This is a genomic window from Chelativorans intermedius (assembly GCF_025398255.1).
In the GTDB taxonomy this organism is placed as follows: Bacteria; Pseudomonadota; Alphaproteobacteria; order Rhizobiales; family Rhizobiaceae; genus Chelativorans; species Chelativorans intermedius.
In genome coordinates, this window is sequence record NZ_JAODNW010000002.1 from 358180 (window position 1) to 370101 (window position 11922).

The window sequence follows — 11922 nt, forward strand, 5'->3', positions numbered from 1 at the left end:
TTTAGCTCTCCGACGGGGCCTGCTGCGGAGCGACGATCTGTCCCGGATGAACACGCTGGAGACCGTCGACGACGATCACTTCACCCTCGGTCAGGCCCGTCGAGACGGCGACGGCCCCGGCCGTCTGTTGGCTGGTTTGCACACGCCGGATCTGGACGCGGTTTTCCTGGTCGAGAACCAGGACATAGGGGCCGTCCTTGTCCTGCAGGATGGCCGCCGCCGGCACGACCGGGAGATGCTGCGGCTGGCCGATCTCCACCGTCACCGTCACGAACTGGCCGGGAACCAGGATCTCGTCCGGATTGGCGAAATCGGCAAACACGGCGATCGTACCCGTCCTGGGGTCCACCCGATTGTCGACGAAGGTGATCCTGCCGGGATGCTCATAGGCATTGCCGTCGGGCAGCTGCAGGGTCAGCGCGAAGTCGTCCGAACTGATATCGGCGCCATCCTTGTTCTTCTCGGCAAGGGTCACATAGTCCCGTTCCGAGACGGAGAAGACGGCGCGGACCGGATCTGTCTGCACCACCGTGGCGAGCACACCGCTTTGCGGATTGACGAGATTGCCGACGGTGACATTGGTGCGCCCGATGCGCCCGTCGATGGGGGAGGTGATGCTTGTATAGGAGAGGTTGAGCCTCGCCGCCTGAAGCTGAGCCTGGGCGGCGGCAATCTGCGCCTTCGCCGCTTCCACATTGGCTTTCGCCTCGTCGCGTCTGGCAATCGCGGTGTCGAGGACGGACTGGGCCACGGTGCCGCGTTCGACAAGGACCGTCTGCCGGTCGACCTCCTGCTGGGCCTGGATGAGCGCCGCCTCGGCGCCAGCAAGCGCGGCCTGACCGGAGGAAAGCGCCGCCTCGGCACCGGCAAGCGTGGCTTCGTAGGGCCCCTTCTCGATCTCGAACAGAACCTGGCCCCGGCTCACGCTGCTGCCTTCGGAGAAGTTGATGCTCTCCAGAAACCCCTCAACGCGGGCACGCAGATCGACCTGCTGGATTGCTTCGATCCGGCCGATGAAATCCATGGACCTGCTGAGATCCTGCGCCTTCACCGGCGCCACGATGACGGCGGGCGGGGGCGCATCCCCACTTCCGGACTGCTGAGCCGATGCGGGAGCCGGCAAGGCGCTAAGGCCAAGCGCCAGAGCGAGCGCATAGGGCCCGCATCGCCGGAAGCAAGAGCACCCCATTTGATCCTCCTTGATTTGCATCAGACCATATCTGCTGAAGCACATATGCGCGGAGCCATGATGCCTGCTCCAAATGGGCGGCGCAAGCTTCGCCGCAGCAGGTAAACGGGTTGCTCGGCGTCTACCAGTAAAAAATGAAGAACTTACGAAAATACGGCGCTGCACACGCCGTATCGACCTAGACCGATTCATCATTTCATTGAAACGCTGATCCGATCCATCTATTTGTTTTTGCTGCATTTGTCCGACGCCAGATGATTCCATCTGGCCGCAAAATGCCCTAACCCGCCGGCACCGCGGGCGGTGCCGAAAACAGAGGCTCCGGCAACGTGCCGGACACCCCCGGTTCCGTATCCCTACCGTCCAAGCGTCAGCCCGGCGCGGCCAGCCGTATCGCGCAGAAAGGGCAGGCCCACCTCGATGACGTCCTGCGGGTTTTCCGCGACGGGCCGCCAGATCGCAAGGCCGCCGGCTATGTCGGCATCGACATGATTCATGCTCTCAAGCGCGATCGGTCCTTCGTAGCCGATGGCCGCTATTGCCCGGAATGCGTCCTGCCAGTTGAGCATGCCGCGCCCGGGCACGCCGCGATTGGCCTCCGAGACGTGCACATAGCCCAGATAGGGGGCCGCTACGCGAAACCCGGCCTCGAAGCTCTCCTCCTCGATGTGCATGTGATAGGTGTCGAGGTGGATGAACAGATTGGGCGCTCCCACCTGTTCGACGATCCGCACGGCGTCGCTCGCCCTGTTTACGAGATGGGTTTCGTAGCGATTGCAGGGCTCGATGCCGAGTCGCAGGCCGTGGCTGGCGGCCTGTCCGGCCGCCTTCTCCAGAAAGCGGCAGATGCCGTCAATCTCGGCACGCGTCGGCGCCCGGCCGCTCGTCTTGCCGATCGTGCCATAGGTTACACCCGCCAGGGCGGCGGCACCGATTGCCTGCGTTGCGCGCATGGCAGGCGCAAGAAAGGCAAGCGCTTCGTCCGGCCGCGATGCCACGTCGAGGCTGGCCGGCAGCCCGAGCGAGCACAGGAGCTCGACATCGTGCCGCCTGGCGAAGGCCGCCGTGGCCTCGACATCGAGTTCCTGCGGGCGGAGGAGGGGAATTTCCAGAAGACCCACGCCATGCGCCTTGAGGGTTTCCATCTGGGGCTCGATCAGCGCGATGTCCCAGACAGGCGAGATCGCAAATGTATGAAGTCCGAGCGTGTTCACCATCATCCCCTGGCCTCGTGAGAGGCGGCCACGGCCATGTCGCCGCCGCCGACGATGCGGCTGACCACCTCGTTCATGTTGGTCTTTTCCGTGGCGAGATCGGCCTCGGCGCGCCCGTGACGCAGCACCACGATGCGGTCCGTGACGGCCAGAACATCGTTGAGGCGATGCGAAATGAGGATCACCGCGATCCCTTCCGATTTCAGCCGGCGGATCAGGTCGAGCACGCTCTGGACCTCGCGCACCGCAAGTGCTGCCGTCGGCTCGTCCATGATGACGAGCTTGGGGTCGAAGGTCAGCGCCCTGGCGATGGCCACCGTCTGCTGCTGCCCGCCGGAGAAGGAGCCGACCGACCGGTTGATCGAGGGCAGATGGGCGTTGAGCCGTTCGATCATCTCGGCCGCCTGACGATCCATCGCAGCCTTGTCGACGACGGGAAAGAGACCGAAAAGCCTCTTTATCGGCTCGCGCCCCAGAAAGATGTTGCTCGAAACATCCTGCTGCCGGGCCAGCGACAGGTCCTGGTAGATCATCTCGATGCCGAGCTGGCGGCGCTCGCCGGGGTCGAGATGCAGGATATCCTGTCCATCGAAGAGGATGGAGCCCTCGTCGGCCCGGTAGATGCCGGTGATCGTCTTCATTAGCGTCGACTTGCCGGCGCCGTTGTCCCCCACAAGGCCCACCACCTCGCCGGCATTGACGGCAAGATCGACACCATGCAGCACATCGACGGCGCCGAAGCTCTTGCGGATGCCCTTCAGTTCGAGAAGGCTCATACCCGGCTCTCCTTTCGCGTCTGATACTGATCGATGAAGACAGCGAGGATGAGCACCGCGCCGATGGCCATCTGCTGGTAGTACGACTGCACCGCCAGAAGGTTGAGGCCGTTCTGCAGAACCCCCATGATCAGCGCACCGATCATCGTGCCGAGGATGGAGCCGCGGCCGCCGAAGAGATTGGTGCCGCCGATGATGGCGGCGGTGATTGCGGTGAGCTCGTAGTTGAGACCTGCCGTCGGGTCGCCCGAATTGATGCGGGCGGAAAAGAGAAGTCCGGCCAGGCCCGCAAGCGCACCGGAAAGCGTGTAGAGAACGCGCCGGTGCCGCTCGACGCGAATGCCCGCCGCCCGCGCCGCCGCCTCCGAATCGCCGATGGCCAGCGTGTGCCGGCCGAAGCGCGTATAGGCGAGGACGCAATGGGCGGCAAACGCGGTGACCACGAAGATGATGACGGGCATCGGAATGCCGAAGGGGCGCCCCTGACCCAGATAGAGCATGAAATCGGGCAGGCCGTAGATGACGCGTCCGCCGGAGATGACGAGCGCCAGACCCCGGGCAAGCCCCAGCATGCCGAGCGTGACGATGAAGGCGGGCACGAAGGCGCGCGTGATCAGCTGCCCGTTGATGTGGCCCGCCGCCGCCCCCGCCAGGATGCAGGCGATTACGCCGAACGCCGAGGGCGCACCCAGGTTGACCGCCACGAAGGCTCCCACGACCCCGGAAAGCCCCATGACGGAGCCGAGCGACAGGTCGAGCCCGCCGGAGCTGATGACGAAGGTCGCAGCGATAGCCAGGATGCCGATCGTCGAGGTGGCAAGCAGGATGTTCAGAAAGTTGCTGAACGACAGGAAATAGGGCGAGAGCACCGCCATGACGGCGCTCAACGCCACCAGAACGAGCAGCGATTCGAGCCTGATGTGCAGCCGCTCCACCGATACCCGCTGGACCTGCGCCCAACGCCCGGAGCTTGCGATTTCAGAAGACATTGCGCCTCATCCGAAAAAAGCGGCCGGCGCTTGCACGCCGGCCAGTTCGGGAGAACCTACTTCACATATTCCAGCATCGGCTCCGTGCCGGCGTCCAGAACCTCCTTGGTCAGCACCAGCGTCGGCACGGCGATGTCTGCGGGCACCTCTTCGCCGGCCAGCGCCTTCTTGACGTTCAGCACCGCCTCCTTGCCGACGAGATAGGGGAGCTGCGCGACGGACGCATCAAGCCGTCCATCCTTGATCGACTTCACCGCGTCCGAGTTGCCGTCGACACCGATGATGGTCACCTGATCGCCCTTGCCGGCGGCAAAGACGGCTTCCACCGCGCCGAGCGCCATGCCGTCATTGGCCGCAAAGATCGCCACCAGATCGGGATTGCGCGTCAGAATGTCATTGGTGATCGTGGCCGCCTTGCCGCGGTCCCAGTCGCCGGGCAGCGAAGCGACGATCTCGAGCCCCGGCGCCAGCTCTGCCAAGCGTTCGGCAAAGCCCCTGGCACGCTTTTCGCCGGTGATGTTGCCGGACAGGCCCTCGATCACCAGCACGGGCCCGGTGGCATCGGCGCCGAGCTTCGAGACCAGATAGTCGGCGGCCTGCGCGCCGGCGGCCACATTGTCGGAGCCGATGCGGAAGGTGATCTCGATGCCTTCCTTGTCGAGGATCGCCTGATCGAGATTGCCATCGAGATCGACCACCTTGATGCCCGCCTCCTGGGCCTTCTTGAGGCAGGGCAGGAGGTTGGTCGAATTGATGGCGGCGGTGATCATCGCCACCGGCTGGCGTTCCAGCATCGTGTTGCATACGTTGAGCTGCGGCTCGGCTGCCTGGTCGCTTTCCACCGCCTGCAGGAAATACTGGACGCCGGCCTCTTTTGCGCCGTCTTCCACACCCTGCTGCATCGCGCCCCAGAACGGATTGGCGAGTGTCTTCATGAGCACGCCATATTCGCCCTCCTGGGCATGGCCGCCGACCAGCGAGAGCGAAAGCATCGCCGCCGCCAGGGAAAATCGCGTTACTAACCTTCCTGCCATTGTCTCCTCCACTTTGCTTCACAGGACCGCATCCGGAACCTGGACACGGTCTCACCATTCACGTCTCCACCACGGAGATCTTCGGCCCCTGCCGTCTTTCCTGCCTTGGCATGCCGATGGATTCGCGCACCAGAAACCGGCAGGGCTCAAGCCGCGCCATGGGCGGGCCGGTCTCCCCGTCGATGCGCCGGAAAAGCCTCTCCATGGCATGGGCGGCAATCCGCTCCACCGGCTGCACCACCGCGGCAATGGACGGCCACGTGACCTGCATCCACTCCGCATCGTCGAAGCCGATCAGGGAGATGTCGTCCGGGCAATGCCAGCCGCGCCGACGAAACTCGCTGAGCGCGACAAGCGTGCCCTTCAGGAAGAGCGAGAAGACCGCCGTCGGCCGCTCGCCGCGCGAGAAATAGTCGCGGATGGCCCCTCTCAGCGGTTCGACACTGCTTTCGCTCAAAAGCACGTCGATGCGCATTTGCGGATCGAGCGCTTCGGCCGTGCGGCGAAACCCCTCCAGGCGGGCCCGCACACAGGCGCCCTGTTCGCCCAGCCCGATCACCAGAACATGGCGATGGCCGCGGTCTGCCAGTTCGCGCGCAACCTCGGCGCTCGCCGACAGGCTGTCGGCGGAGACCGTGTCGAAGGTCTTGTCGGAAAGCACGCGGTCGATCATCACGCCCGTCATGCCCTGGGCGCGCATCATCTCGCCGGCCGGTCCATGCTCGTCGCGCACGGGCGCCAGCACCACGCCGGCAACCCGCCAATCCTCCATGCGGCGCAGGATCTCCGCCTCGCGCTCCTCCGATTCGCCGCTCGATGCGGCTACCAGCGTATAGCCGCGCCGCTCGGCAAGGCGTTCCAGATGGGTCACGATGGAGCCGAAGAACTCGCTTTCAAGCTCCGGCACGATGGCACCGATGATGCGGCGCTTGGAACGCCTGAGATCGGAAGCCAGGGGATCCGCGCGATAGCCGAGCTGACGGACAGCCTCGAAGACGCGTTCGGCATTCTCCGCCTTGACGGTGGGCACGCCGTGCATGACCTTCGAGACGGTCGCGGCCGACACGCCGGCACGCCGCGCCACATCGTGGATCGAGGGTCTTTTCGGCTGCGCGCCCTTCGCCACGAGTCTCCTCCCCACCTCGCGCCTCTCAGCTTGAAACTGACGATAAATCGATTTCCCAATCTTGTAAATCGATTCATTTCGGGTAGCTTTGCGTGTTGCCAAGGCGCGGGAGGAGGAGAGAATGTCCCGGACGACAAGACCGCTGGTCATCAGCGCGCCCGAGCCGCGCACGCTGGAGCTCATCTTCCGGCCGGAGGCTTATGAGCGGCTGACGGAGAAATACGACATCCACGAAACCCGGGCCTGCGCCCTGGCAGACCTGCCGGATGACGTTCTGGGCAGGGCCCGCTACATCATCGGGCAGCCGCCCATTGCGCGCGAAACGCTGGCACGCATGAAGAGCCTGCGCTGCATCTTCAATGTCGAAAGCAACCTCCTCGACAACATGCCCTATGAGGTTCTTTTCCAGCGGGGCATCCATGTCGTGACCACCGGCCTCGTCTTTGCCGACCCGGTTGCGGAAATGGGGCTGGCGCTGGCGCTCAATCTTGCCCGCGGCATCGTCGATGCCGATCTCGATTTCCGCGAGGGTCGCGAGCTGTGGGGCGGCGACGGCAACCGGAAGGCCCGGCTTCTTTCAGGTTCCGAGATCGGAATCATCGGCTTTGGGGACCTCGGCAGAGCGCTCAATCGCCTGCTTTCGGGTTTCCGCGCGCGGATTCGCGTATTCGATCCCTGGCTGCCGCCCTCCATGTTGCATGAAGCCGGCGTTGAGCCTGCGTCGCTGGAAACGGTCTTGTCGAGCAGCGATTTCATCTTCGTTGTCGCCGCGGTGACAAGCGAGAATGAGGGCTTTCTCGATGCCCGGGCCTTCGCCTCCATGCGCGCGGGGGCGGCCTTCATCCTTCTGAGCCGCGCAGCGGTCGTGGATTTCGATGCGCTGATGGAGGCTGTCCGGCAAGGCCGCATCGTGGCGGCAAGCGACGTCTTCCCGCAGGAGCCGCTGCCCCGCAACCATCCCGTGCGTTCTCTGAAAGGGTTCCTGCGGTCCGCGCACAGGGCCGGTGCGCTCGACGTGGCCTTCAAGCGCATGGGTGACATGGTGCTGGAGGATATGGACCTTCTCGACCGCGGCCTGCCACCCATGCGCTGCAAACGGGCCGAGCGGGAGACCGTCACGCGCATGCGCTCGAAACCGGTGGACAGAAATTAGCGCCTGACCACGCAAATTTCCCCCATCCCGTGGCGTGCTTGCCGGATGCCAGTGTTCTCATGGGAGAGCAGCCGCCCGCGCCGGCGCGCTTCAGCCTCCCGCGAAGGTGAGTTGCACCTTTACGGCCCGGCTGCGGTCCGCAGCGCAGGCGAAGGCCTCCTGCGCTTCCTCCAGCGGGAAGCTTCTTGTGATGACCGGGCGCACGTCGATGGCCCGGCTGTCGATGAGGCGCACCGCCTCGGCAAACTCGGCATCGAAGCGATGCGTGCCAACCAGGCGGATCTCCTTGCCCACCAGCAGGTTGACGGGCAGGGGAAGATCGCCGGTCACGCCCACCTGCACGATGGTGCCTTGCGGACGCACCGCCTCAATGGCGGTCTTGAGCGCGGGAGCGGCCGCCGAACATTCGAAGGCGACATCGAAGGTGCCCTTCTCCTCGCAATAGGGGGCAAGCGCCTGCGCGCCTTGCGCGACGTTCACCGTCTTCGTCGCGCCCATGGCGCGCGCCACGGCAAGAGCCGCGTCCTGCAGATCGGTGGCGACGATCTCCGCGGCGCCCGCATGGGCGGCGGCGGCAACCGTGAGCACGCCGATGGGGCCTGCTCCCGTTACCAGAACCCGCCTTCCCGCCAGCGTGCCGGCCTGGCCCACCGCATGCAGGCAAACCGCCAGGGGCTCGGCGACGGCCGCCTCGGCAAGGCTGGTCATGGGCCCGATCCTCTCGCACTGCGCGGCTTGTGCCACCAGAAGGTCGCGAAAGCCTCCCTGCTCATGGGGAAAGCGCAGGGCCGAGCCATAGAAGCGCATGGAAAGGCAGTGCTGGCGCAGGCCCGCGATGCAGTACCGGCATTGCCCGCAGGGCCGGCTGGGATTGAGCGCCACCCGGTCGCCGGGGGCAATCCCCTCGACCTCGGCCCCCACGGCCTCAACCGTGCCCGCCACCTCGTGGCCGAGTATGATGGGCTCGCGCACCCTTATGGGGCCGAAACCGCCATCATGATAGTAATGCAGGTCGGAGCCGCAAATGCCGCCGGCGCCGATGCGCACCAGGACTTCACCGGTCCCCGGCGCCATCACTTCCTGGCGTTCGATGCGGATATCGTGGGGGCCGTAGAGGCGGCAGACGCGCGTTTCCATGACATTTCCTCAGTCGAACAGCAGGCCGGGCAGCCAGGTGGCCAGCGGCGGATAGTAGGATACCAGAAACAGGACCAGGATGTTGGTCAGCAGGAAGGGTGCGATGGCCCGGACCACCTTGGCCAGCGGCAGCTTGGCAATGCCCGCACAGACGAAGAGGCAGACCCCCACCGGCGGCGTGGTGAGCCCGATCATCAGGTTCAGCACCGCAAAGGTGGCAAAATGCAGCGGATCGATACCAACACTCTGGGCAAGCGCAAGCAGCGGCACGAAGAGAACGATGAGCGCCGCAATCGTCTCCATGAACATGCCGATGAACAGAAGGAAGAGGTTGATGAGCAGGATCACGAGATACTTGTTCTCCGTCACCGAAAGCACCGCGCCGGCAATCGTCTGCGGGATGCGCTCGGAGACGAGAATCCAGCCGAAGACATTCGCAAAACCGACGAGCGCCAGGATGGCGGCGGAGGATACCGCGCTGTCGACCAGCACCTTCGGTACCGCCCGCAAGGGCAGGTCGCGATAGATGAAGGCGCCAACGATGAACGCATAGACGCTCGCCACCACCGCCGTCTCCGTGGGCGTCATCATGCCGGAAAGCAGTCCGCCGACGATCAGCGCCGTCATGGCAAGCGCCCAGAAGGCGCCAAGGAAGGCGCGGGCAAGCTCGCCCATGCCCTGCCAGGGCTGGCGGGGGAAGTTGCGGCGCACGGCGATGATGTAGGCCGTCACCATCATCGCAAGGCCGAGAAGGATGCCGGGCACCGCCCCGGCGATGAACATGCGCCCCACCGAGATGCCAGAAAGAGAGCCCACGATGATCATCGGCACGCTGGGCGGGATGATCGGCCCGACGGTGGAGGAGGCGGCCGTCACCGCGGCGGAAAAGTCGCCCGGATAGCCCGCCTTCTTCATCCCCGGGATCATCACCCCACCGATGGAGGCGGCATCGGCCACCGCCGTGCCCGAGATGCCGCCAAAAAGCATGGAGCCGGCAACATTGGAAAGGCCGAGCCCCCCGCGCAGCCAGCCCACCAGCGCATTGGCAAAGCGGATGATGCGCTCCGTGATGCCGCCATGATTCATCAGATTGCCGGCAAGAATGAAGCCGGGGATCGACAGGAGCACGAAAACGTCGATGCCGGCATACATCTTCTGCGGCATGACGACGAGCGGAATGCCCGCGGCCAGCAGATAGCACATGGAGGCAAGCCCCAGTGTCACGGCCACGGGGATACCTGCTGCCAGACCGGCAATGAAGACGCCGATGAGAATGGCCAGGTTCATTGCGGTGTTTCCAGGTCGGCGACAGGGCGCCCGTCGCTTGCCCCGCGCAGCATGGCGACGGCGCGAAGAAGCGCAAAGACCAGGAGCAAGACGAGCAGCACCAGCACGCTGGCGTGGATGAAGCTCATCTTCCAGCCGAGCGCCGGCGAGGTCTGGAGATTGCCGATAACGGTAAAGTGCCAGGCCGGCAGGACAAGGGCCGCACACAGCGCCGCCGTGGCCAATGCCGAAACAAAGCGCAAGATCACGGGCAGCCGGCCGGGGAGGGACTCACAGATGATATCGACGTTCACGAGATCCCCCGAGCGATAGGAGAGGCCGGCCGCGAAGGCGGCGAGGTAGAGAAGGGCAAAGCGCGTCAGCTCCTCGGTCCAGACAGGAGAGCTGGCAAACACCGAGCGTCCCAGAACCTGCACCAGAACGGCAAGGATGAGGACCGCGAAGGAAAGACCGGCAGCCAGGCGGCAGAAGGTGACGAGGGCGGTGTGGACATGCTTGGCCATGGCGGCGACGGGCTCGTTTTGCGTTGGCGGTTTCCGGCCCGCATCCAACGGGGCCGAAGCCTCAAGCGTGGGGCAAGATCCGCGGACTTTGCAAGGGAAGAACCATCTTCCCGCCTCAAATTCGCGGGCGGCGCGGGAACGCCCCGCACCGCCCGGTCCGCCCCCTAGTTGTCGAAGAGCTGCTCGACGATCGGCCGGATGTCCGCATTCACATTGGCCAGAACAGCGTCCTTGGCCTTGGCGGCGAAGGCGTCCTTGTCCACCTCGACAAAGGTCATGCCCTTCTCCTGAAGCACCGTGGCCAGGCGCTCCTCGTCGGCCAGGAAGAGCGCGCGCTCATAGTCCTGGGCGCGGCGGGCCGCCTCCATCACCGCTTCGCGGTCCTCCTCGGAAAGCTTGTTCCACGTCAGCTCGGAAATGGTGAGGTAGATCCACGAGCGCACATGCTCGGTCAGGTTCACATGGCTTTGCACTTCGTTGAAATTGGCCGAGTGGATGAGCGCCAGCGGGTTCTCCTGCGCGTCGATGGTCCCGTTCTGGAGCGAGGTGAAGACCTCGGAGAAGGCCATCGGCGTCGGCTGCGCGCCCAGCGCCTTCCACACGTCCACGAAGAGCGGCACGTTGGGCACGCGCAGCTTCAGCCCGTCAAGCTCGTCGGGCGTGGTGATCGGCCGGTTTGAGGTCAGGTTGCGCGGTCCGCGCGCGAAATAGGCGATGGGGCGAACCTGAGCCTTTTCGATGATCTGCCGCTCGATCCGGTCGCCGATTTCGCCGCCGGCCACCGCGTCCATGTCCTCAAGGCTCTTGTAAGCGTAGGGAACCGCCAGAAGAGCCGCCATCGGCGCCCAGTTCTGCAGGCTCTCGCCGGTGATCGTCATGTCCGCAGTGCCAAGCTGCATGCCGTTGATCAGGTCCATCTCCTTGCCCAGGGACTCGTTGGGATAGACCTCGACGGCGATGCGCCCGTCGGTCAGCGCCGCAAGCTCCTCGCCGAATTTCACCGCCGCCTTGTGCCAGGTGTTCTCCTCGTTGGCGAGATGCCCGAGCTTCAGCGTCACCTCCTGCGCAAGGGCAGAGCCGGTCAGCACCGCGCCGGCAAGCAGCGCTGCTGCAATCCTAGAAAATGCTTTCATGACGTTTCCTCCTATGATGCTTGTCCAGCGGAAAGTGGTCTTTCCGCGAAGGTGTATGTTGTGAAGTCCTCGAAGACCCACTTGTTTTTCAAGGTGTTGTAGATGATGCCGAGGAACTTCCTGGCGGTGGCGATGATCGCCTTGCCGCTGCCGCGCCGATCCTTGATGCGGCGATAGTAGGCGTTGAGATAGCCCGAGTAGCGGATCGCGATCAGGGTGCACTGGACCAGGGTGGTGCGCATCAGCTTGTTGCCGCGCTTGGTGATCCGGCCGCGGTTGTCGGTCTCGTTGGACTGGCTGACCCGGGGCACGATGCCGAGATAGGCGGCCAGCTTGTCGGCGCTCTCGAAGTCGTCCACCTTGCCGATGCCCGACAGGAAC

Annotated in this window: 12 protein-coding genes; 1 reads left to right on the forward strand and 11 read right to left on the reverse strand. The window is 64.7% G+C overall.

Features of this window, described 5'->3' with window-relative positions:
- Position 1: 1 nt before the first annotated feature.
- From NYR58_RS03870 to NYR58_RS03895, 6 genes are all read right to left on the reverse strand, one after another.
- Positions 2–1453, reverse strand: a complete 1452-nt coding sequence (locus tag NYR58_RS03870; protein ID WP_315903317.1) for an efflux RND transporter periplasmic adaptor subunit — start codon at positions 1451–1453, stop codon at positions 2–4.
- Between the two features lie 92 nt (positions 1454–1545).
- Positions 1546–2409 carry a sugar phosphate isomerase/epimerase family protein gene (locus NYR58_RS03875; protein ID WP_261519149.1) on the reverse strand — a complete coding sequence of 288 codons (864 nt, stop codon included), beginning with the start codon at positions 2407–2409 and terminating at the stop codon, positions 1546–1548.
- Positions 2406–3179, reverse strand: a complete 774-nt coding sequence (locus NYR58_RS03880) for an ATP-binding cassette domain-containing protein (protein ID WP_261519150.1) — start codon at positions 3177–3179, stop codon at positions 2406–2408. Before NYR58_RS03880 ends, NYR58_RS03875 begins: the two co-directional genes overlap by 4 nt.
- Positions 3176–4168, reverse strand: coding sequence for an ABC transporter permease (locus tag NYR58_RS03885; protein ID WP_261519151.1), 993 nt, complete (start codon positions 4166–4168; stop codon positions 3176–3178). The genes NYR58_RS03880 and NYR58_RS03885 overlap by 4 nt, the downstream gene beginning before the upstream one ends.
- A gap of 56 nt (positions 4169–4224) precedes the next feature.
- A complete protein-coding gene (locus tag NYR58_RS03890; protein ID WP_261519152.1) occupies positions 4225–5202 on the reverse strand; it encodes a sugar ABC transporter substrate-binding protein in 978 nt (325 codons plus the stop codon).
- A gap of 58 nt (positions 5203–5260) precedes the next feature.
- Entirely contained in the window at positions 5261–6328 is a 1068-nt protein-coding gene (locus tag NYR58_RS03895; RefSeq protein ID WP_261519153.1) for a LacI family DNA-binding transcriptional regulator, read from the reverse strand.
- 121 nt (positions 6329–6449) lie between these two features.
- Between NYR58_RS03895 and NYR58_RS03900 the strand changes: the two genes are divergently transcribed.
- Entirely contained in the window at positions 6450–7481 is a 1032-nt protein-coding gene (locus NYR58_RS03900) for a hydroxyacid dehydrogenase (protein ID WP_261519154.1), read from the forward strand.
- A gap of 90 nt (positions 7482–7571) precedes the next feature.
- On the opposite strand, the gene NYR58_RS03905 is transcribed toward NYR58_RS03900, so the two are convergent.
- The 5 genes from NYR58_RS03905 to NYR58_RS03925 form a co-directional block, all read right to left on the reverse strand.
- Positions 7572–8618, reverse strand: coding sequence for an L-idonate 5-dehydrogenase (locus tag NYR58_RS03905; RefSeq protein WP_261519155.1), 1047 nt, complete (start codon positions 8616–8618; stop codon positions 7572–7574).
- A 9-nt stretch (positions 8619–8627) separates the two neighbouring features.
- Positions 8628–9905 (reverse strand): TRAP transporter large permease, encoded by a 1278-nt coding sequence (locus NYR58_RS03910; protein WP_261519156.1) that lies wholly within the window; start codon positions 9903–9905, stop codon positions 8628–8630.
- Positions 9902–10408, reverse strand: coding sequence for a TRAP transporter small permease (locus NYR58_RS03915; protein WP_261519157.1), 507 nt, complete (start codon positions 10406–10408; stop codon positions 9902–9904). Before NYR58_RS03915 ends, NYR58_RS03910 begins: the two co-directional genes overlap by 4 nt.
- A 164-nt stretch (positions 10409–10572) precedes the next feature.
- Positions 10573–11541, reverse strand: coding sequence for a TRAP transporter substrate-binding protein (locus NYR58_RS03920; protein WP_261519158.1), 969 nt, complete (start codon positions 11539–11541; stop codon positions 10573–10575).
- Between the two features lie 11 nt (positions 11542–11552).
- The coding region (locus NYR58_RS03925) for a transposase (RefSeq protein ID WP_261519159.1) at positions 11553–11922 on the reverse strand (370 nt) is incomplete at its 5' end.